The sequence below is a fragment of the Mesorhizobium sp. dw_380 genome, from assembly GCF_018588885.1.
Classification (GTDB): Bacteria; Pseudomonadota; Alphaproteobacteria; order Rhizobiales; family Rhizobiaceae; genus Mesorhizobium.
Window position 1 is genome coordinate 123,789 of sequence record NZ_JAFFIW010000009.1, and the last position, 18,981, is coordinate 142,769.

Annotated in this window: 25 protein-coding genes; 9 read left to right on the forward strand and 16 right to left on the reverse strand. The window is 61.2% G+C overall.

The features are described 5' to 3' along the window. Positions 1-32 precede the first annotated feature (32 nt). A complete protein-coding gene (locus JT360_RS11880; RefSeq protein ID WP_010909084.1) occupies positions 33-221 on the forward strand; it encodes a DUF3008 family protein in 189 nt (62 codons plus the stop codon). An 88-nt stretch (positions 222-309) separates the two neighbouring features. On the opposite strand, the gene JT360_RS11885 is transcribed toward JT360_RS11880, so the two are convergent. Next, the gene (locus JT360_RS11885; protein WP_140506376.1) at positions 310-507 is read right to left on the reverse strand and encodes a hypothetical protein; all 198 of its coding nucleotides are present in this window, start codon (positions 505-507) and stop codon (positions 310-312) included. A gap of 375 nt (positions 508-882) precedes the next feature. On the opposite strand from JT360_RS11885, the gene rpsD reads away from it, so the two are divergent. The 4 genes from rpsD to JT360_RS34230 all read left to right on the forward strand — a co-directional run bounded on the left by rpsD (position 883) and on the right by JT360_RS34230 (position 3,822). Next, positions 883-1,500 carry a 30S ribosomal protein S4 gene (gene rpsD / locus JT360_RS11890; RefSeq protein WP_013895883.1) on the forward strand — a complete coding sequence of 206 codons (618 nt, stop codon included), beginning with the start codon at positions 883-885 and terminating at the stop codon, positions 1,498-1,500. A gap of 133 nt (positions 1,501-1,633) precedes the next feature. After that, positions 1,634-2,521, forward strand: a complete 888-nt coding sequence (ttcA, locus tag JT360_RS11895; RefSeq protein ID WP_214471807.1) for a tRNA 2-thiocytidine(32) synthetase TtcA — start codon at positions 1,634-1,636, stop codon at positions 2,519-2,521. Beyond that, complete coding sequence (locus tag JT360_RS11900) at positions 2,511-3,338, forward strand: inositol monophosphatase family protein (RefSeq protein WP_214471808.1); 828 nt, start codon at positions 2,511-2,513, stop codon at positions 3,336-3,338. The genes ttcA and JT360_RS11900 overlap by 11 nt, the downstream gene beginning before the upstream one ends. Positions 3,339-3,393: 55 nt before the next feature. Next, positions 3,394-3,822 carry a UCP034077 family protein gene (locus tag JT360_RS34230; RefSeq protein ID WP_502845465.1) on the forward strand — a complete coding sequence of 143 codons (429 nt, stop codon included), beginning with the start codon at positions 3,394-3,396 and terminating at the stop codon, positions 3,820-3,822. Between the two features lie 35 nt (positions 3,823-3,857). On the opposite strand, the gene JT360_RS11905 is transcribed toward JT360_RS34230, so the two are convergent. The 6 genes from JT360_RS11905 to JT360_RS11930 form a co-directional block, all read right to left on the reverse strand. After that, entirely contained in the window at positions 3,858-5,126 is a 1,269-nt protein-coding gene (locus JT360_RS11905; protein WP_352127192.1) for a multidrug effflux MFS transporter, read from the reverse strand. Between the two features lie 136 nt (positions 5,127-5,262). Beyond that, positions 5,263-5,598: a Grx4 family monothiol glutaredoxin gene (gene grxD / locus JT360_RS11910; RefSeq protein WP_010909091.1), complete on the reverse strand. Its 336-nt coding sequence runs from the start codon at positions 5,596-5,598 to the stop codon at positions 5,263-5,265. A gap of 195 nt (positions 5,599-5,793) precedes the next feature. After that, a complete protein-coding gene (locus tag JT360_RS11915; RefSeq protein WP_214471809.1) occupies positions 5,794-6,027 on the reverse strand; it encodes a BolA/IbaG family iron-sulfur metabolism protein in 234 nt (77 codons plus the stop codon). A gap of 97 nt (positions 6,028-6,124) precedes the next feature. Then, entirely contained in the window at positions 6,125-6,649 is a 525-nt protein-coding gene (locus JT360_RS11920; RefSeq protein ID WP_214471810.1) for a hypothetical protein, read from the reverse strand. Beyond that, on the reverse strand, positions 6,646-8,877 hold the full coding sequence (purL, locus tag JT360_RS11925; protein ID WP_214471811.1) for a phosphoribosylformylglycinamidine synthase subunit PurL: 2,232 nt from the start codon (positions 8,875-8,877) through the stop codon (positions 6,646-6,648). The genes JT360_RS11920 and purL overlap by 4 nt, the downstream gene beginning before the upstream one ends. Positions 8,878-9,042: 165 nt before the next feature. Continuing rightward, positions 9,043-10,455 (reverse strand): aminotransferase-like domain-containing protein, encoded by a 1,413-nt coding sequence (locus JT360_RS11930; protein WP_214471812.1) that lies wholly within the window; start codon positions 10,453-10,455, stop codon positions 9,043-9,045. A gap of 94 nt (positions 10,456-10,549) precedes the next feature. On the opposite strand from JT360_RS11930, the gene JT360_RS11935 reads away from it, so the two are divergent. Further along, entirely contained in the window at positions 10,550-10,801 is a 252-nt protein-coding gene (locus JT360_RS11935) for a DUF1127 domain-containing protein (RefSeq protein ID WP_214471911.1), read from the forward strand. On the opposite strand, the gene JT360_RS11940 is transcribed toward JT360_RS11935, so the two are convergent. The 4 genes from JT360_RS11940 to purQ form a co-directional block, all read right to left on the reverse strand. Continuing rightward, positions 10,782-11,420, reverse strand: a complete 639-nt coding sequence (locus JT360_RS11940) for a Pr6Pr family membrane protein (RefSeq protein ID WP_214471813.1) — start codon at positions 11,418-11,420, stop codon at positions 10,782-10,784. The genes JT360_RS11935 and JT360_RS11940 overlap by 20 nt on opposite strands. Before the next feature lie 2 nt (positions 11,421-11,422). Beyond that, complete coding sequence (locus JT360_RS11945) at positions 11,423-11,830, reverse strand: hypothetical protein (protein ID WP_214471814.1); 408 nt, start codon at positions 11,828-11,830, stop codon at positions 11,423-11,425. Further along, positions 11,827-12,492, reverse strand: coding sequence for a glutathione S-transferase family protein (locus JT360_RS11950; RefSeq protein WP_214471815.1), 666 nt, complete (start codon positions 12,490-12,492; stop codon positions 11,827-11,829). Before JT360_RS11950 ends, JT360_RS11945 begins: the two co-directional genes overlap by 4 nt. Before the next feature lie 107 nt (positions 12,493-12,599). Continuing rightward, positions 12,600-13,268 carry a phosphoribosylformylglycinamidine synthase subunit PurQ gene (gene purQ, locus JT360_RS11955; protein ID WP_214471816.1) on the reverse strand — a complete coding sequence of 223 codons (669 nt, stop codon included), beginning with the start codon at positions 13,266-13,268 and terminating at the stop codon, positions 12,600-12,602. Between the two features lie 118 nt (positions 13,269-13,386). On the opposite strand from purQ, the gene JT360_RS11960 reads away from it, so the two are divergent. Then, positions 13,387-14,133, forward strand: a complete 747-nt coding sequence (locus tag JT360_RS11960) for a hypothetical protein (RefSeq protein ID WP_214471817.1) — start codon at positions 13,387-13,389, stop codon at positions 14,131-14,133. On the opposite strand, the gene JT360_RS11965 is transcribed toward JT360_RS11960, so the two are convergent. The 3 genes from JT360_RS11965 to purC are packed head-to-tail and all read right to left on the reverse strand — an operon-like array spanning position 14,119 to position 15,436. After that, positions 14,119-14,337, reverse strand: coding sequence for a hypothetical protein (locus JT360_RS11965; protein WP_214471818.1), 219 nt, complete (start codon positions 14,335-14,337; stop codon positions 14,119-14,121). The genes JT360_RS11960 and JT360_RS11965 overlap by 15 nt on opposite strands. Positions 14,338-14,355: 18 nt before the next feature. After that, complete coding sequence (gene purS / locus JT360_RS11970; RefSeq protein WP_013895864.1) at positions 14,356-14,598, reverse strand: phosphoribosylformylglycinamidine synthase subunit PurS; 243 nt, start codon at positions 14,596-14,598, stop codon at positions 14,356-14,358. A 43-nt stretch (positions 14,599-14,641) separates the two neighbouring features. Next, the gene (purC, locus tag JT360_RS11975; RefSeq protein WP_214471819.1) at positions 14,642-15,436 is read right to left on the reverse strand and encodes a phosphoribosylaminoimidazolesuccinocarboxamide synthase; all 795 of its coding nucleotides are present in this window, start codon (positions 15,434-15,436) and stop codon (positions 14,642-14,644) included. A gap of 277 nt (positions 15,437-15,713) precedes the next feature. Here purC and JT360_RS11980 point away from each other — a divergent pair, with 277 nt between their 5' ends. Both JT360_RS11980 and JT360_RS11985 read left to right on the forward strand, forming a co-directional pair. Beyond that, entirely contained in the window at positions 15,714-16,034 is a 321-nt protein-coding gene (locus JT360_RS11980) for a DUF1476 domain-containing protein (RefSeq protein WP_214471820.1), read from the forward strand. A gap of 107 nt (positions 16,035-16,141) precedes the next feature. Next, positions 16,142-16,915: an HpcH/HpaI aldolase family protein gene (locus tag JT360_RS11985; RefSeq protein WP_214471821.1), complete on the forward strand. Its 774-nt coding sequence runs from the start codon at positions 16,142-16,144 to the stop codon at positions 16,913-16,915. 19 nt (positions 16,916-16,934) lie between these two features. Here the strand turns inward: JT360_RS11985 and JT360_RS11990 are convergent, their stop codons facing one another. Beyond that, positions 16,935-18,107, reverse strand: coding sequence for an acyltransferase family protein (locus JT360_RS11990; RefSeq protein WP_214471822.1), 1,173 nt, complete (start codon positions 18,105-18,107; stop codon positions 16,935-16,937). 169 nt (positions 18,108-18,276) lie between these two features. Next, on the reverse strand, positions 18,277-18,825 hold the full coding sequence (locus JT360_RS11995) for an RBBP9/YdeN family alpha/beta hydrolase (RefSeq protein WP_214471823.1): 549 nt from the start codon (positions 18,823-18,825) through the stop codon (positions 18,277-18,279). Positions 18,826-18,981 lie beyond the last annotated feature (156 nt).

Genomic DNA, 18,981 nt, shown 5'->3' on the forward strand with positions numbered 1-18,981 from the left:
TTCTCCGACACGGCAATGAAGGAGAAACGGCCATGCCAGCCACCTCTAAAGCCCAGCAGAAAGCCGCCGGCGCCGCGCTCTCCGCCAAGCGCGGCGAGACCAAGAAGAGCGAGCTCAAAGGCGCTTCCAAGGGTATGTATGAATCGATGAGCGAAAAGCAGCTCGAGGAATTCGCAGAAACGAAGCGTAAGGGTCTGCCGGAGAAGAAATCCAAGGATTGAGCGCTTGGAGCCGAGGCTCTGCCGAGGATTGCTGAACGAAAAAGGCCAGCGATTGATCGCCGGCCCTTTGACTGCTGCTTGGTTCGGCTTACCAGCGGTGGCAGCGCCGTACTCTTTCGACGATCACCCTGCGATGGCCATGCCGCCACACCACTCTCTTCTTGACGATGACGCGGCAGACCTGTTTGTGCCCGTGCCAATGACGGGCCATCGCCGGCTCCGGCGCAACCGCCATCGATCCGGCCAGAACCGCGGCGCCGGCCAAGGTAAGGAAGAACTTCTTCATGCTAATTGGACTCCTCTAGCTCCAGTTCGTTCCTGGTGCCGTTGGCGCAAACCTCCCGCCACATCCGGCATCGCATCAACGCCCGGACGCTATAGGGTTGCGTCAGGTCGCGCCACTCACAAGCTTGACACCGGTTAAATCTCGGTTTAACCAGCCGCCAACGCCGGGCAGCGATGTCCGGTGTTTGTTTTATATGCGCAAGATCTGTAACAGCTAGTCGTTCCCGATCTTGTTTGAACTGACGTGTCCCGTGGGTTTTCCGCCGCGTTGCGTGGGAAAACCCTGTCAGGTCTCGAAAACGGAGGCCAGAGGAGGGCGCGTTTCCTTCACCCGTACCATGAGGTGCCGGGTGTGTTGTTTTGAAAAGGGAATGCGATGAGCAAGCGCGAATCAGCGAAATACAAGATCGACCGCCGTCTCGGCGAGAATATCTGGGGCCGCCCGAAGTCCCCGGTCAACAAGCGTGAATACGGTCCCGGCCAGCACGGCCAGCGCCGCAAGGGCAAGCTTTCCGACTTCGGCCTGCAGCTGCGCGCCAAGCAGAAGCTGAAGGGTCACTATGGCGACGTTTCGGAAAAGCAGTTCCGCAAGGTCTATGAAGAGGCCGACCGCCGCAAGGGCGACACTTCGGAGAACCTGATCGGCCTGCTCGAATCGCGTCTCGACGCGGTCGTCTACCGCGCCAAGTTCGTTCCGACCATTTTCGCCGCGCGTCAGTTCGTCAACCACGGCCACGTCAACGTCAACGGCAAGCGCGTCAACATCGGCTCGTATCGCTGCAAGCCGGGCGACGTCGTCGAAGTGCGCGAGAAGTCGAAGCAGCTGGTCATCGTCCTGGAATCGGTTGGTCTCGCCGAGCGCGACGTGCCCGACTACATCGAAGCCGATCACAACAAGATGGTCGCGACGTTCTCGCGTATTCCGGGTCTGGCGGATGTCCCGTTCGCCGTGCAGATGGAACCGAACCTCGTCGTCGAATTTTATTCGCGCTAAGCGAACGCTTCTCTGCGATATCGGAAAGGCCGCCCTCGAGGCGGCCTTTTTGTTTCGCCCATCCGCTTTGCCGTTTCGATTTTCCGGCCAATGCGCTAATCCGGGCGGAAGTCACATCCGGGGCCGCCGCGCCATGAACATGCTGCAAGACATCGAAACGCTTGAACCGGCCGCCGAAGGCGGTTTCCATCCGCTGTTCGCCGATGTGCCGTCCTCGGTCGAGTTCAACAAATTGCGCAAGCGGCTGCTGCGGCTGACCCGCCAGGCGATCGAGGATTTCTCGATGGTGAAGCCCGGAGAGCGCTGGCTGGTCGCTCTGTCGGGCGGCAAGGATTCGTACTGCCTGCTTGCCATGCTGCTGGATCTCAAATGGCGCGGGCTGCTGCCGGTCGAATTGCTGGCCTGCAATCTGGACCAGGGCCAGCCGAATTTCCCCAAGCACATCCTGCCCGACTATCTCGATGCCAACGGCATTGCGCACCGCATCGAATACCAGGACACCTATTCGGTCGTCACCAGCAAGCTACCCGAGGGCAGTACCTACTGTTCGCTGTGCTCCCGGCTGCGGCGCGGCCATCTTTACCGCATCGCGCGTGAGGAGGGGTGCTCGGCCCTGGTTCTCGGTCACCACCGGGAGGACATCCTCGAAACCTTCTTCATGAATCTGTTCCACGGTGGCCGGCTTGCCGCCATGCCGCCAAAACTGCTCAACGACGACGGCGACGTCATGGTGCTGCGGCCGCTGAGCTACTGCGCCGAAATCGACCTCGAAAAATTCGCCGCCGCGATGCGGTTCCCGATCATTCCCTGCGACCTCTGCGGCAGCCAGGAAGGCCTTCAGCGCAACGCCATGAAGGCGATGCTCGAGGACATCGAAAAGCGCATGCCCGGCCGCAAGGACACGATGATCCGCGCGCTGTCCAACACAAGGCCATCGCATCTGCTCGACAGGAACCTGTTCGATTTCGCCGCTCTCAACGAAACCCTCACCTCCAGGCAAGATGCTCCAGATGACATTTGACGATAACGCGATCGACTGGCTGGCCAGCCTCCTGGCTGAAGCGGCCGACACCGAAATCATGCCCCGCTTTCGCCGGCTGGGCGACGGCGATGTCAGACAGAAGACGTCGGCCGCCGATCTGGTGACGGAGGCTGACGTGAAGGCCGAGCGGCTGATCACCGCGCGACTGCGCGCGCGTTATCCTTCGGCCATGGTTGTCGGCGAGGAAGCCTGTGCCGACAACCCGGCGCTGCTCGACGGTCTGGGCGATGCAGATCTGGCCTTCGTCATCGACCCGGTCGACGGCACCTTCAACTTCGCATCCGGTGTGCCGCTGTTCGGCGTCATGCTTGGCGTCGTGGTCAAGGGCGAAACGGTCGCCGGCATCATCCACGATCCCGTCGGCAAGGACTGGTTGATCGGCGCCAAGGGCGCCGGCAGCCATATCCGCCACGCGCATGGCGCACTGGAGACAGTACGGGTTGCCCCGAGCGCGCCGATCTCCCAAATGACAGGCGCGGTCTCCTGGCAATACATGGCCGAGCCCGACCGCACGCGGCTGGCCTGTAACCAGACCAAGACGCTGTCGCAGTTCAACTACCGCTGCGCTGCCCACGAATACCGCTTGCTGGCGAGCGGCCATGGCCATTTCGTCGTCTACAACAAGCTGATGCCGTGGGATCATCTCGCCGGTGTGCTGATCCATGCAGAGGCCGGCGGCCATGCCGCGCGGTTCGACGGCACAGCCTACCTCCCGTCGCATGTCGGCGGCGGCCTGCTTGTCGCGCCCGACAAGGAAAGCTGGCAGGAACTGCGCGGCGAACTCTGGTCGCAATAGGATCACATTTCCGCGGGCGGCGTTCAGGCCGCTAGCTTTTATGGGGCGAAAAGTGATGCGACCACCTGCAAACCCAAAGATTCGGCGAATATGGCCCGCAATTGTCGCGGCAACCATCGTCCTGTTCGCGGGCTCCAGAGAGGCAGGGGCACAGGAACGCAGCTGTCGGAGCCCTGATCCTATCAACAGTATCAATGAAATGTCCGAGGCTATTTTCGCTTGTTGGAAGCCGCCATCCGGAACCGCCGGCATGTCTCTGACATTGCAGTTTTCGCTTCGCCGAAACGGCACATTGATCGGCAAGCCTCACGCCACCTATTCTGACCTCGGGACTGACGACCAGCTCAGCCGGGCTTTCGTGGCTTCCATCGTCAAGGCTCTCGATGATGCCTTGCCATTGCCCTTTTCGGACAGCATGGGCGGAGCAATCGCAGGGCGTATGCTAGCCCCTCGGTTCACGGCGACTCGTGAAGGTGCCTCCTAAGGGTGCGCAGCGGTTTCGGGACAGCGCCACGCGCATTAATGCAGGTCGGTGACGTGTCCTGAGACAGGTGGGTTCTGCGGCTGGAACATCTTGCCGCGCTCGGCAACAAGAATCATCAGCAGTGCCGCGACCGAGACGCTGCAGAAGCCGGCGGCAAGCGGCGTCACCGTGCCGTTAAAAGCCTGACCGATCAGCGTGCCGAGGATGCCGCCGAGAAAAGTCTGCATGAAGCCAAGGATCGACGATGCTGTGCCGGCCAGTTGGCCGAGCGGCTCCATGGCCAGCGCGTTGAAATTGGCGCCGAGCGCCCCGAAGGGGAGCATGGCGCAAGCAAAGAAGGTGATGAACAGCCAAAGCGGCATCTTCATCTCCAGCGAAACGACCAGCCACGCCAGGCTGATGACCAGAAACAGCAGCAGCGCACTCTGCGAGAGGCGGCGCATGCCGATACGGCCGACAAGGCGCGAGTTCAGAAAATTGGAGAAGGCGAGCACGCCGGCGACACCGGCGAAGATGACCGGGAACATCTCGCCGACGTTGAAGATATTGACATAGATCTGCTGCGCCGAGGCGATGAAGCCGAACATGGCGCCGAAAATGAAGGTGCTGGCAAAGGCATAGCAGAGCGCGATGCGATTGGTGAGCACGATGCGGAAGCCGCCGAGGATGGAGGAGGCAGTTAATGGCCGGCGGTATTCGGGGTGCAGCGTCTCCGGCAGGCGCATCAGCGACCACGCCGAGACGATCAGCGCGCCGACGGCCATGGTGACGAAGATCCAGTGCCAGGTCGCGAACAGCATGATGAACTGACCGATGCCGGGGGCAATGACCGGGATCGCCATGAACACCATGAAGATCAGCGACATCACTTCGGCCATGCGCCGGCCGTCGAAGGTGTCGCGCACGATCGAGACCGCGATCACGCGTGTCGCGGCCGCGCCAATGCCCTGCACGGCCCGGCATATCAGCAGCGTTTCAAAGCTTGGCGCGATGGCGGCCGCGGCTGCGGCCGCGACGTAGATGATCAGCCCGGCGACAAGCGGCGAGCGGCGGCCGAAACGGTCCGAGATCGGCCCGAAGAACAGCTGACCGCCGCCGAAGCCAAGAATATAGGCGGTGATCACATATTGCCGGTGGTTTTCGTTCTCGACGCCCAGCGAGGCGCCGATCTGCTGCAGCGCCGGCAGCATGATGTCGATGGCCAGCGAATTGAGCGCCATCAGCGCCGCGCACAGCGCGATGAATTCCCAGCGCGGAATAGGCAGTTTGCTTGCCGATTGCGGCGCTGATGATTGCTGGTCCACGGCAAGTCCGATCTCTCAAGCAAAAATGCGCCGGGCGGGCCGGCGCATTGGCTCGTCTTGTCCCGAAATCAGGGACCTAAAAATTGCCGAGCTGCCTCGGTGCTCAGTGCAGTCGTTGCGACATGCCCGACCGAAATCAGGCGGCGCCTTTGACGCTGACGCCCTTTTCGACAAGGAAGGTCTGCAATTCGCCGGCCTGGAACATCTCGCGCACGATGTCGCAGCCGCCGACGAATTCGCCCTTGACGTAGAGCTGCGGGATCGTCGGCCAGTTGGAATAGTCCTTGATGCCCTGGCGAAGTTCGGCCGAGTCCAGAACATTCACGCCTTTATAGTCGGCGCCGATATAGTCGAGGATCTGGACGACCTGGCCGGAAAACCCGCACTGCGGGAAGCCGGGCGTACCTTTCATGAAAAGGACGACGTCGTTGCCCTTCACTTCATTGTCGATGTAGTCGTTGATGCCGCTCATGGAATATCCTTTCACGCCTGCGGGAGTCAGGCTCGAAGCTTGTCCTTCAAATAAACCCATAGGTTGCCTGAAACAAGACTTTAGCCGTGCCAGGACCGAAATGGCGCAAAGGATGGGGCGTTTTGGGCCAAGCGGCTTAGCGGCTTTTTGACGCCGCAGCCCGCGAACCAACCTTTTTGTTGGGCTGGAAATGCCTCAGTCGGGAACGCTGGTCTGCAGCGCCAGCGCGTGCAGCACGCCGCCCATATTGCCCTTCAGCGCATCATAGACCATCTGGTGCTGCTGGACGCGGCTCTTGCCGCGAAAGCTCTCGGCCACGACTTCGGCCGCGTAATGGTCGCCGTCGCCGGCGAGATCGCGGATCGTCACCTTGGCGTCCGGGATGCCGGCCTTGATCAGTTTTTCGATGTCGCGGGCGTCCATTGCCATGAAGGAAATTCCTGTTTCGGGCGGGCGCCGCCGCCCGTGCGATGAGAGTCGATGTAAACCTAATGCCTTTCCGGCCGGGATTGAAGCCGATTGTGGCCTATGAACCATTCTCATCCGGATGGAGCGCATCGGCTGCAGGGTCGTCGTCGCGCATCGAGAAGGTGCGGCCAAGGCTGAAGACCAGCACGTAGAGTGGGATGTTGACCACCATATTGGCGATCGGCAGATAGCTGGTCATTTGCCAGGCAGGCGAGAAGAACGGCCGGCCGTAGCCATTGCAGAGAAGCGAAGAGCCGTACTCCCACAAGGCTCCCAGGATGGCCGCGACGGCGAAAAGCTTGATGCAGGTGAGGACGTGGCTTGTCCGCGCCTGGTCCGGCAGAAGCCGGCTCCAGAGCACCAGGCAGAGGATCGGAACCGCATAGATGAGGTTCTGCAGCGCCAGCATCGGAAGCGTGCCATTGGCGGCGGCGAGGAACTCCGCGCGCGTTTCCAGCCTGGGGCAGACCTCACTCGAGGTCGTCGACAGCAGGAAGAAGGCGAACGGCCCGAGGAACCAGAAGAAGAACAGCGACGGCCAGAAGACGACTGCAAGCAGCGCCCTGGCAGCCAGTCTGGTCAACTGGCCTGGTCCATGAAGCGCGGGAACCAGCCTTCGTGGGCGGCGGTCAAGTCGCTGACCGGGATCGGCCTGGCATCGCCGAGCTTCAGCGTGTTGCCGCCGGTCGAGCCGATCCACGGCGCAAAAATGCCGAGTTCGCCCTGCTGCTTGCGAATGGCGTCCCATTCGTCGCCATGCGGGTCGATCGACAACGTCAGGAGATAGCGGCCCTGGTCCTCGCCGAAGAAGACCGGGATCGGATCGGTGCCGACAAGGCCGGGAACGGTCGCGCCGATGCCGGAAGCCATCGCCATTTCGGCCAAAGCGACCGCAATGCCGCCGTCCGAAACGTCATGTGCCGACGTCACGATGCCGGACGCGATCAACGTGCGGACATGGTCGCCGACGCGCTTCTCGTGCGCGAGGTCGACCGGCGGCGGCGGACCGTCGGTGCGGCCGTGGATGTCTCTAAGATAGACCGACTGGCCAAGATGCGTTCCCCAGGCGGCCGGCGCGCCGACCAGCAGGATCATCTGGTCTTGCGCCGCAAAGCCGGTGCGCACCATCTTCGACCAGTCGGCGATCAGGCCGACGCCGCCGATGGTCGGCGTCGGCAGGATGCCTTGGCCGTTGGTCTCGTTGTAGAGCGAGACATTGCCGGAGACGATCGGGAAGCCGAGCGCGCGGCAGGCATCGCCGATGCCCTTCACCGCGCCGACCAGCTGGCCCATGATCTCGGGCCGTTCGGGATTGCCGAAATTGAGGTTGTCGGTGGCGGCCAGCGGCAGTGCACCGGTAGCGGTCAGGTTGCGCCAGCATTCGGCCACCGCCTGCTTGCCGCCCTCATAGGGATCGGCCTCGCAATAGCGCGGCGTGACGTCGGACGAAAAGGCGAGCGCCTTGGTCGGATGGCCCTCGACCCGCACCACGCCGGCATCGCCGCCGGGAAGCTGCAGCGAATTACCCTGGATCAGCGTGTCGTACTGCTCCCACACCCAGCGGCGCGAGGAGAGATCCGGTCCGCCGAGCAGCTTCAGAAGCGCGTCCGCGACATCGGCCTGCGGAACGTCATTGGCGGCGAGCGGCGCCGGCTTTTTCGGCTCGACCCACGGCCTGTCGTATTCCGGCGCCTTGTCGCCGAGATCCTTGATCGGCAGATCGGCGACCTGATCGCCCTGATGCAGCACGCGGAAGCGCAGATCGTCGGTAGTCCTGCCGACGATGGCGAAGTCGAGGCCCCATTTGTGGAAGATCGCCTCGGCTTCTTTTTCCTTTTCGGGGCGCAGCACCATCAGCATGCGCTCCTGGCTTTCCGACAGCATCATCTCGTATGCGCTCATGCGCTCCTCGCGCACCGGCACCTTGTCGAGGTCGAGCTCGATGCCGAGGTCGCCCTTGGCGCCCATCTCGACCGCCGAGCAGGTGAGGCCAGCCGCGCCCATGTCCTGGATGGCGATGACGGCGCCGGAAGCCATCAGTTCGAGGCAGGCTTCGAGCAGGCATTTTTCGGTGAAGGGATCACCCACCTGCACGGTCGGGCGCTTCTCGTCGATCTTGTCGTCGAATTCCGCCGAGGCCATGGTGGCGCCGCCGACGCCGTCGCGGCCGGTCTTGGCGCCGAGATAGACGACCGGCAGGCCGACGCCCTTGGCTTCCGACAGGAAGATTGCATCGGTCTTGGCGAGGCCCGCGGCAAAGGCGTTGACCAGGATGTTGCCGTTGTAGCGGGCGTCGAAATTGACCTCGCCGCCGACCGTCGGCACGCCGAAGGCGTTGCCGTAGCCGCCGACGCCCGAAACCACGCCGGCCACGAGATGTCTGGTCTTGGGGTGGTCGGGAGCGCCGAAGCGCAATGCGTTCATCGCCGCGATCGGCCGCGCGCCCATGGTGAAGACGTCGCGCAAAATGCCGCCGACGCCGGTCGCCGCACCCTGGTAGGGCTCGATGAAAGAGGGATGGTTGTGGCTTTCCATCTTGAAGACGACGCAGTCGCCGTCACCGATGTCGACCACGCCTGCGTTCTCGCCAGGTCCCTGGATGACTTGCGGGCCGGTGGTGGGCAGCGTGCGCAGCCATTTCTTCGAGGATTTGTAGGAGCAATGCTCGTTCCACATCGCCGAGAAGATGCCGAGCTCGGTAAAGCTCGGCTCGCGGCCGACGAGATCGAGGATGCGCTGATACTCATCGGGCTTCAGCCCGTGCGCGGCAATGAGCTCAGGAGTGATCGGGACGGAATTGGAAATGGTCATGGGCGGCGATTAATGTCCATGGAAGCGGGGATTTTGAGTCTCCTCTTATCGCAAGCAGAGGAGCCGATACACCCATGGATTGACGAAAAACGCGCGAAAACCGGACAAAGCCACAAGGCAATCCCGGGCGGCCGGTAATCCTTTGCGCGCAAGGCGCTTCAGGGCTCAGGAGAAGCTGTCGTAGCCGGCGCGGCCCTCATCGAGAAGCCGCCGGATGACCGCAACGCCTTCGGCGATGTCCTTGCGCTGTCTTGGCTGCGAAATGCCGAAGCGGACGCCGTGAAAGACCTGTTCGGAGCGGCCGGCCTTGAACTCGTCCTCGTCGTCGATCAGCACGCCGTGCTCCAGGCAGGCGTTCTTGAAGGTGCCGGAAAGCCACGGGTCGGGCAAAGTCAGCCAGACAAAGGGTACGTTGTCGTGCGACTTGAACGCGAAGCCGGCCAACGTCTCGCGCACAATCGCGATGCGGGCGTTGATTTCGGCGATGCTGCGCTTGCGGATGTCGCTGGCCTGGCCGGACAGGACCAGCCGGGCATTCACCTCCGCCAGCAGAAAGGGCATGCCGCCGGTCATCATCTTGTGGGCGACGCGGATGCGATGGCGATAGGCGGGCGGGCATGAGAGCCAGCCGCCGCGAACACCGGCCGCGACCGCTTTCGACAGTCCGCCGGCGACGATGGTTCGTTCCGGCGCGAACTCGGCCAGCAACGGCGTCGGATCTTCGCTCAAGCCGCCATAAAGATCGTCCTCGATGAGGATGACATTGTACTCCCGCGCGATCCGAGCGATCGCCTCACGGCGCGCTGCCGACAGCGCCGCCAAGGTTGGGTTTTGCATCGTCGGCATCAGGAAGATCATCTTGGGATGTTTCTGCGCGCAGACGCGCTCGAAGTCGTCAGGATCGATGCCTTCGCCATCCGACGCCACCAGCGCGGTGCGCCGGCCGATCAGCCCGGCACTACGGGAAATCTGCGAATAGGTGAGGTGCTCGAAGGCGACATAGTCGCCGGGCGTGGTCAGCGCCGCGATCGCCGCCATCACCGCCGCATGGGTGCCGAGCGTCGGAACGATGGCGTCGATGGTCGGGCGGAAGGAGTTGCGCGAAAGCCAGCGGGCGCCGGCCTCATACCAGCGGTCAGGAAAATCGCGCGTATAGCTTGAAATCTCATGCGGATGATCCTGCGCCGTGCGCGACAGGACATCGGCGACGATGGTGCCTTGGCCGATGTCCGGTGCGGCCGTGCTGTCGAACCGCAGCTTGCCTCTCGGCGCATCGATGTAGCGCGTCCCCTCGCCATCCGGGGCCATCAGGTCAGGCTTTGCGCCATCGGGGCGCTGGCCGAGCACATAGGTTCCACGCCCGACTTCACCGCTCACCAGACCGCGCTCGCGCAGCAGCTGATAGGCCCGGCCGACCGTCCCGACCGTGGCGCCGATGTCGTAGGCGAGGTCGCGCTGCGGCGGCAGCTTTGCTCCGGCGCCGATCACGCCCCGGTCGATGTCCGTTTCGATGGAATCCGCGAGCCGTTGATAGAGCGGGCCGGAGCCGGCCGACAGATCTGGGAACCAATTTGTCATGGTGACAATTTTGTATATTGCACCTGTAGGTGAGTCAATACATATCAAAAAGCGCCTAAAGAAGGGTACAATTCGGAAATTCGGCAGAAAGAAAATGAGCACAATAGCGACAATCCCTCCTTCGAGAGCTGAATTATCTGGCCAGTCGACGCGCCCATCGGGCCGGCGAGGCTTTGTCGGCCGCCTGATGCATGTGATCCGGTCATTGGCAAGGTGGGTCGACTATCTGCTGGAGCGCCGGCGCAGCCGCCTGGCGTTGCTCGAAATGACCGACGATCAGCTCAAGGATATCGGCGTCTCGCGTTGTGACGCCCACCGCGAGGGCATCAGGCCTTTCTGGGACTGACGCGTGCAACGCCACGGTCAGCGAGAACAGCGATGACGCACAGCACGAGAAAAAGCCCGGTGATGGCCAGCGCCGAAATGGCGACGCTGGCGGCGCCGTTCTTGGTGACATCGAGGAACGGGTAGGGCACCTCACCGGCAAGTGGCGTCCGTGCCAGCGCATAGGCCAGATAGGCGATGGGATAAAGCATCCACCAGGAGATGTCGCTCCAACGCGTCTTGCCGTTGGCGCCTGATATCAGCCACCACAGCACGAACAGCAGCGGCGTCACATAGTGCAGAAGAATGTCGCAGAGCAGGAACAGCCCCTGCGGCTGCCAGAGCCGTGCCAGCACAGTCGCATAGACGATAAAGACCAAGGTGATCGAAACCGCGACGCCTGCCCGCATCCGTAGTCCGGCGAAGGCCGGCAGCCAGGCATAACCGGCGGGTGACAACAGCGAGGTGTGCACCAGCACCGCGCCGATATTGGTCAGGATGGTGAAGAAGCTGAAATAGAAAACGATCGAGCCAAGCAGGCCGCGCCCGGCTTCCATCGACGCTGGTATGGTGATGCAGAACTGCAGGACGAGCCCGATAAGGCCCAGGGCCAGACCGGCGACCTGCAGAAAGCGGCCCATCGCTAGGCGGTCGCGGCGCAGGCGGGATTGCCTGCCTGCCAACGGGCAATGTCGGAGCCGATGCGCGCGCCGAGGGGATCGTTCATCAGCGGCCCGAACACGTCGACGCGGCTCGAATCGCCTTGCGCCTGAACGACCAGCAGCGGTTTTCCGCCATAGTGCTTGGCCGGCACCAGCAGGAAACGCGGCGTGCCGCTGAACGAATTCAGCTCATTGGCCATCTGATATTGCTTGAAGGCTGGGTCCTTGCTGGCGATCCAGCATTTGTGGGCTGATATCGCCACTTGTTCCATGGCCAGCAGCGCCGCACTCTTGCCCGAAGGGACCGGGGCGCTCTTGGGGGTGGATTGGCAAGAAGCAAGGACGAAACCTGCCGCGGCAACCAGTGCGATCGTCCTGCTCTCGATCAAGCGGCACCCATCTCGAGTTCGGACAGAAAAATCTTCAGGCCGTCAGTCATCTCGCCCCACACCCGCGACAATGCCGGATGCTGCGAAGCGATCTGCTCATAGGCATCGAATTTGGGATAGGCGTCGAGCAGGTCGTGGCGGCCCGTCATGGCGCGGAAATTGTTGAAGATGAACCGCGTCGGCGTCAGCCAGGCATCGGCGAAACTGATGTCGTTGCCGAGCGCGAAGGGGCCCTGCGCCATGCGCGCCTCGATAGCCGCCAGCCCGTGGCGCAGGCGCGTGAATTGGGCGTCGATTTCGGCATTGTTTCGCTTTGGCACGGAATGCAGCTCGAAAAGCTTCATCGTCGGGGTCAGCACGTCGAGATCTGTGATGCGGGCGAACATCCGCACCAGCGCGCGATCCTTGGAATCAGGCGGCAGCAGCGCCGGTTCCGGAAAGCGTTCCTCGAGATACTCCGCGATGACCACCGATTCGACGATGGTTTCGCCCGAGCCGGTGATCAGCACCGGAATCCGGTTCATCGGCGAGATGGCGCGAAACTCTTCCGGGATCGGAAAACCCGACGGCGGCGCGATGATCTTGAGCGGCACGTCCTTGATATAGGCCAGCGCCCGCACGATCGACGAATACGGCGACAACGGCCGCGAATGGAGTTTCATGACCGTCTCTCTCTCCCCAGTGATGCGGACTTGCCCAGCGCAATGGCTGGCCCCAATAAAATGGACCGGGATGTCCGGCTGTTTTCAAGGCATTCGCCTCGATGATGTCAGGCGGCGATGCCGAGGGCGCCTTCGAAGAGCGCACGGCCGTCGCTGCCGCCATGGGCGGCTTCAATCAGGTTTTCCGGATGCGGCATCAGGCCGAGCACATTGCCTTGCTCGTTGATGATGCCGGCAATGTCGTTGATCGAGCCGTTGGGATTGGTGCCTTGCGCATAGCGGAACACCACCTGGCCTTCGCCTTCGAGGCGGGCAAGCGTGTCGGCGTCGGCGAAGTAATTGCCGTCATGATGCGCCACCGGCGAGCGGATGACCTGGCCCGGCTGGTAGCGGCGGGTGAACATGGTGTTGGCGTTGGTGATCTCGAGCTTCACCTGCCGGCAGACAAACTTCAGCGACGTGTTGCGCATCAAGGCGCCAGGCAGCAGGCCGGCCTCGACCAGGATCTGAAAGCCGTTGCAGACACCGATGACCGTCACACCCTTGGCCGCTTTTTCCGCGACCGCCCGCACGACCGGCATGCGCGCCGCGATCGCGCCGCAGCGCAGATAGTCGCCAAAGGAAAAGCCGCCGGGGATGGCGATCAGGTCGACATCGGGGATTTCGGTATCGGTCTGCCAGACGGTGATCGGCGGTTTTCCCGAAATCTTGGTCAGCGCCGCGATCATGTCGCGGTCGCGGTTGAGGCCAGGCAGAAGGACGACGGCTGATTTCATGGCATGTCCAATTGAATCAAGAGGCATATCCAGTTTTGGCGTATCGGCAGCGTAGTTGCGGGTCAAGCGCCAGTTAAGGCTTTTCAGCTATTTGGTGGACGCAACCGGGTGAACGCATTTGAAGAGCGGTTGGGAACTCAAATTCGAAGACAATCACTGGGCATCCGGCGTTTCCGGTGCGGCAGTGCTGCTTTTGTCTGCATTCATTTATGCATTTTTCTCTCAGGCTGACGCCAGTTTCGCGACGGCCTTTTCGAGAATGTTTTGGCTTAAAATCGACCTTGGACGTTGCTCCTCATCCTTTGCCAATTTAATCATGGCCCAGATTGCCTATGCACTGGCGATTTGCCTCGTGCTGTTAGGGCTTGTAGTTGCCCTTGGCGTCGCAGCCATTGGTGATGCCGAAAACAGGATGCGGTATCTCAAGCTCCTCCTTGGGACATTGGTGTTCCTTCTCATCTTGCTGGCATTGGCCATGAAAGATGACGGTTTTTGGCTCAGCTCAACCGGTCGCAGGTCCTTTGGTGGATATTCGAGTATAGTAGATGCGTGTATGCAGAGCCACAATACCGATTTTCTTCGTATCTACATAATAAGCGCTTGGCTTATGGTGGGATCGTGGATGGCCATCAAGATGGACATTTTTTACTTCAGAGAAATATACTTCCGTCGAAATTACAGCGATCTCCCGAAAAATCCAAAACTTCGCGCCGAAATATTAGCGATCCGCGCTAAATACGGCGACGTGAATCAGCCAATGCGGAAGCCACCATGGACATTCTCGATGGTAGCTTTTGCAGGCTTCCTGCTTTTCATAGTGGTGCACGGGCTCTACAAGTTGGCTGTCGTTTTAGGCGCCCTCTAGGCGCCGTTCGATACGCTCAAGCCGGTCACCCCGGCGAGACAACACGCCATAGGTATTCTTCACGTCGATCTCGGTGGCAATGAGGTGCCCACGAATAGAGTCGATCTCGGATTTCACTTCCGAAAAGCCCTGAGAAAGCTGACCTAGTCGTCGGTCAATGCTCTTCAGAAGCTCGAACATCAATTCATTCGTGACTTCCGACATGGTGCCTCCGACACAACCTCAGGTAAGTGTCACGCTATAATTCTCAATCACCGTATTCGCCAGCAGCTTGTCACACATGGCTTTCAGGTCTGCTTCGGCCTTGGCCTTGTCGCTTTCCGCCAGTTCGACGTCGAACACCTTGCCCTGCCGCACCGCGCCGACGCCATCAAAACCTAGACCGGACAGAGCGTGCTCGATCGCCTTGCCTTGCGGGTCGAGAACGCCGTTCTTGAGGGTGACGGTAATGCGGGCCTTGATCACGCTGGACATGCTCCTGTTCTAAGTGTTGGGGCGCAAGCCGCTATCAGTGCGGCTTGCCCTTGAGGCCGTCGGTCGAGGCGACAAGCACCGGGCCTGTCGGGCGCGGAGGCTCGTTTTCATTCATGATGCCGAGGCGGCGGGCAACTTCCTGGTAGGCCTCGACGAGGCCGCCCATGTCGCGGCGGAAACGGTCCTTGTCGAGCTTGTCCTGCGTCGCCACGTCCCACAAGCGGCAGGAATCCGGCGAAATCTCGTCGGCGACGACGATGCGCATCATGTCGCCTTCGAACAGGCGACCGCACTCGATCTTGAAGTCGACGAGCTGGATGCCGACACCCATGAACAGGCCGGAGAGGAAGTCGTTGACGCGGATGGCGAGCGCCATGACGTCGTCGATCTCCTGCGGGCTTGCCCAGCCGAAGGCGGTGATGTGCTCTTCCGACACCATCGGGTCGTCGAGCGCATCGGCCTTGTAGTAGAATTCGATGATCGAGCGCGGCAAGACGGTGCCTTCCTCGATGCCGAGGCGTTTGGAAAGTGAGCCGGCAGCGACATTGCGCACCACCACTTCGAGCGGAATGATCTCGACTTCCTTGATCAGCTGCTCGCGCATGTTGAGCCGGCGGATGAAGTGGGTCGGGATGCCCATGCGGTTGAGGTGGTTGAAGATGTGCTCGGAAATACGGTTGTTGAGCACGCCCTTGCCGTCGACGACCTCGTGCTTCTTCTTGTTGAATGCGGTTGCATCATCCTTGAAGAACTGGATCAGCGTGCCCGGCTCTGGTCCCTCATAGAGGATCTTGGCCTTGCCTTCATAAATGCGGCGGCGATTTTTCATCTGATTTTTTTCTCTGGATTTCCGGACAGGCGGCAAGCGACCATTTCCTGTCCGTCTGCCTGAAATAGTGCGGCTACGGTAGGGTTCAATGCCGGGTCTATCCCAATCACATCGTTTGCTCAATCGACAAATCCTTTCAATCAACCGCTTTCGGGACTGAAATGCCGCAGCGCAGCATGCGATGAAGCGTATTGACCGGCTCGCGACCTTTTGGTTTGTGCTTTGGCAACACACATATTCGCCTGCCAACGAATCGGATTTGACCCGGAGGGATGCCATGAGCAGCATGAAAGACCGCGAAGAGGGCTTCGAGCGTAAGTTCGCATTCGACGAGGAGCTTCGGTTCAAGGCCTCGGCCCGCCGCAACAAGGCGCTCGGCCTCTGGGCTGCCGAAAAGCTCGGAAAATCCGGCGCCGATGCCGATGCCTATGCCAAGGAAGTGGTTGTTTCCGATATCGAGGAAGCCGGCGATCACGATGTGTTCCGCAAGATCCGCAAGGATTTCGATGCCGCCGGTGTCGGCCAGTCGGACCACCAGATCCGCCGCACCATGGACGAGCTGATGGCGCAGGCGATCGAGCAGATCAAGAACAGCTGAGCCGGCCCTATACTGGACCAATCGACCGCCCGGCCTAACCGGGCGGTTTTTCTTTGCCTTGCGGCGGTTTCCGGCTGAAACTGCTGACGTTAACGAGGAAAGATTAGATGTCCCTGAAGTCCCGCCTTGCCGCCGATGAAACGATGGTCACCGCCTGGTCGGGCGTGCCGGACGCCTTGACCGTCGAGATCCTTGCGAGGCAGGACTTTGATGCCGTCACGCTCGACATGCAGCATGGCGGCCATCACGAGGACAGCGTCCTGCGCGGCCTGGCGCCGGTGCTCGCCACCGGCAAGCCGGCGCTGGTGCGCATTCCCGTCGGCCGCTTTGACATGGCGAGCCGGGCGCTCGATTTCGGCGCCGAGGCGGTCATCGCCCCGATGGTGAACTCGGTGGCCGACGCAAAGCTGTTTGCCGCGGCGATGAAATATCCGCCGCTCGGCGAGCGATCGTGGGGCCCGACCTACGCTTTCCCACGCCATGGCAAGGGCGACTATGCCGAATGGCTGCGCGACACCAACCAGCGCACCATGGCCTTTGCCATGGTTGAGACGCGCGCCGCGCTCGACGCGCTCGACGGCATTCTCGACACGCCCGGCATTGACGGCATCTTCCTCGGGCCATCGGATTTCTCGATTGCCTGGACCAACGGCGCCACGGTCAACTCCACGCTGGAGGGCATGATGGAGACGGTGGCGTCGGTTGCGGAGCGCACCCGCAAGGCCGGAAAGCATGCCGCGATCTATGTCATCGAACCAGCAATTGCCGGCCGTGTCGTATCGATGGGCTATCGCCTGCTCGCCACGGGGTCCGAGCATGCATTGATTTCATTGGGCGCAAACACCCTGCTGAAGAGCATCAAGGACTCTATCGGATCCTAGCTGTCACAGCATCGTGTGGTCAGGCCTTCGCTGCCGCAAGGGCGGCGGTGACTGACCCGCCGCGTCTGAATTTGTCGACCAGAGCGCCGAGCGTCTGGACCCACCAGTTGTTGAAGGCCATCAAAGGCAAGGCCACGAAGATCGAACCTACTATGGCGGCGGCGGCGCCGAGTGGGGCGGAGTCGCTGGCCAACAGGACCCATGACCCCAGTGAGCAGATGACGGGTACATGCACGAGGTAGAGCGGGAAGGACAGGTCGCCCAGGAAACGTGCCGTCTTGCTCGAGAGCCATGACGGCGGCTCATCCACACTCAGCACGGCGTAGACCAACATGATGCTTGCCGGGATGGCTACGCAGGCTTGCCGCAAGCCTATGTCGGAACCCACCATCTCAAGCACGGCGAAGGGGCTGTACATGCCTACAGCACTCCCCGCATAACCCAGCAGCGCCAGGGAAGTTATCACCATAGCACCTCTCGCCCACCGATTCAGACGAAGTTCCATGGCGAGAAGAGAATACAGCAGGAGGCTGGCCGGAAAGGCACAAAAGAAGAAACTGACCTGCAACATCAGGAATATACCTATTGCCACGCCGAACCAAGGCAGCAACACCCAGCGGCTTTGAAGGAAAAAGATGATCGGGGCGAGGGCGAAGGTCAGCATGCTTCCCCAGAACTCGATCATCATGGTCCACAGGCTGCTGTCATAATACTTGTCGCCGTAAATGAACGCGCGCCAGGCCCCTTGCAGGAACGCGTCGGCGAAACTCGCGGTATCCGGCGACAGCACCTTTGAAGCATTGCCGAATCTGCTTAGCCAGTCGGATTGGGTAGCAGCGGCCGCATCCTCGAAGAAATACAGGTCGAGCTTGAAGACGGCGCAGGATGCCAGCGTCGTAACGATTACCGGGCCAGCCAGGCGTGGCAGGCGCTTGATCGCACCCAGCAGCAGATCTTCCGCCTTGCGGGTCTGAAAATAACGCTTCACAAGCACATAGGAAGACAGGACGAAAAACAAGTACACGGCGGAGCCGCCATTGAAGGCGACGAAAGCCATGCTTGTTTTGAGCGATTGCGCCGCCTTGTCTCCCTCGCCTTCCGCCAACGGCGCAAAAGCACGCAAACAATGCCCATTCAGAACAACGAGCGCCGCGACGCCTCTTAACAATTCGAGTGAAGCATCCTTGCGCAAGTATGGGCCTTTTTTGAAAAATTGCTAGTTTAGCGCACGCAAATATAACCGTCCGGCGAACAAAGTGCGCCGTTACTGAAGAGATTACCGCGATCTGCATTAAATTATTGTTCACACAAGCCCAGCGGCTCTTCCGACTGGCTTCGTGCGCGGACTTCGGCTGTATATATTACAGGTCGGTCAGGAACTTGGCGAAGGTCATCGATCCCTCGGGCCAAGGACCGAAGCCTGAATCCGCATTGAGATGGCCGGTTTCGCCGGCATCGATGAACAGCGAGCCCCAGGCTCCGGCGATATCCTCGGCGACATCGAAGGCGCAGAACGGGTCGTTGCGGCTGGCGATCACGATCGATGGAAAAGGCAGCGGCTCGCGCGGGTACGGGCCGAAGGTCATCAGGTGCTTCGGCTTGATCTTGGGATTGGCAACATCGGGCGGCGCCACGAAGAAGGCACCGGCGACCGGTCTCACGAATTGCGGAATGGCCTGCACGGCTGCCGCGACACCGAGCGAGTGGGCGACGATGACAACCGGCTTCTCGGCTTCGTTGACCGCATTGGCCACACTCGCCGTCCAATCGTCGCGGACTGGCTTCGACCACTCCGCCTGCTCGACACGCCGCGCCGTCGACAGTTTCGATTGCCAGCGGGTTTGCCAATGCTCGGGGCCGGAATTGGTGTAGCCCGGAACGATCAGGATATCTGCGTCTTTGACTTTCATGGCGCTGAGATAGCGAGCGCGATTGTCTCATGCAACCGTCGATGGGCAAGGTCCTGGCCATAATGGTGAACACCATGTTCGCTTTTCGCCATCTTGTGTGAACGATCGCGATCGACGATCTGTCGTCGGGAAAGAAACAGCCGTGAAGGACCGGGA

Excerpts from the sequence above, each read along its gene's own strand:
- JT360_RS11880 (WP_010909084.1), top strand. The coding sequence starts at position 33 with ATGCCAGCCACCTCTAAAGCCCAGCAGAAAGCCGCCGGCGCCGCGCTC.
- JT360_RS11885 (WP_140506376.1), bottom strand. The coding sequence starts at position 507 with ATGAAGAAGTTCTTCCTTACCTTGGCCGGCGCCGCGGTTCTGGCCGGA.
- rpsD (WP_013895883.1), top strand. The coding sequence starts at position 883 with ATGAGCAAGCGCGAATCAGCGAAATACAAGATCGACCGCCGTCTCGGC.
- ttcA (WP_214471807.1), top strand. The coding sequence starts at position 1,634 with ATGAACATGCTGCAAGACATCGAAACGCTTGAACCGGCCGCCGAAGGC.
- JT360_RS11900 (WP_214471808.1), top strand. The coding sequence starts at position 2,511 with ATGACATTTGACGATAACGCGATCGACTGGCTGGCCAGCCTCCTGGCT.
- JT360_RS34230 (WP_502845465.1), top strand. The coding sequence starts at position 3,394 with ATGCGACCACCTGCAAACCCAAAGATTCGGCGAATATGGCCCGCAATT.
- grxD (WP_010909091.1), bottom strand. The coding sequence starts at position 5,598 with ATGAGCGGCATCAACGACTACATCGACAATGAAGTGAAGGGCAACGAC.
- JT360_RS11915 (WP_214471809.1), bottom strand. The coding sequence starts at position 6,027 with ATGGCAATGGACGCCCGCGACATCGAAAAACTGATCAAGGCCGGCATC.
- purL (WP_214471811.1), bottom strand. The coding sequence starts at position 8,877 with ATGACCATTTCCAATTCCGTCCCGATCACTCCTGAGCTCATTGCCGCG.
- JT360_RS11930 (WP_214471812.1), bottom strand. The coding sequence starts at position 10,455 with ATGACAAATTGGTTCCCAGATCTGTCGGCCGGCTCCGGCCCGCTCTAT.
- JT360_RS11935 (WP_214471911.1), top strand. The coding sequence starts at position 10,550 with ATGAGCACAATAGCGACAATCCCTCCTTCGAGAGCTGAATTATCTGGC.
- JT360_RS11940 (WP_214471813.1), bottom strand. The coding sequence starts at position 11,420 with ATGGGCCGCTTTCTGCAGGTCGCCGGTCTGGCCCTGGGCCTTATCGGG.
- JT360_RS11950 (WP_214471815.1), bottom strand. The coding sequence starts at position 12,492 with ATGAAACTCCATTCGCGGCCGTTGTCGCCGTATTCGTCGATCGTGCGG.
- purQ (WP_214471816.1), bottom strand. The coding sequence starts at position 13,268 with ATGAAATCAGCCGTCGTCCTTCTGCCTGGCCTCAACCGCGACCGCGAC.
- JT360_RS11965 (WP_214471818.1), bottom strand. The coding sequence starts at position 14,337 with ATGTCGGAAGTCACGAATGAATTGATGTTCGAGCTTCTGAAGAGCATT.
- purC (WP_214471819.1), bottom strand. The coding sequence starts at position 15,436 with ATGAAAAATCGCCGCCGCATTTATGAAGGCAAGGCCAAGATCCTCTAT.
- JT360_RS11980 (WP_214471820.1), top strand. The coding sequence starts at position 15,714 with ATGAGCAGCATGAAAGACCGCGAAGAGGGCTTCGAGCGTAAGTTCGCA.
- JT360_RS11985 (WP_214471821.1), top strand. The coding sequence starts at position 16,142 with ATGTCCCTGAAGTCCCGCCTTGCCGCCGATGAAACGATGGTCACCGCC.
- JT360_RS11995 (WP_214471823.1), bottom strand. The coding sequence starts at position 18,825 with ATGAAAGTCAAAGACGCAGATATCCTGATCGTTCCGGGCTACACCAAT.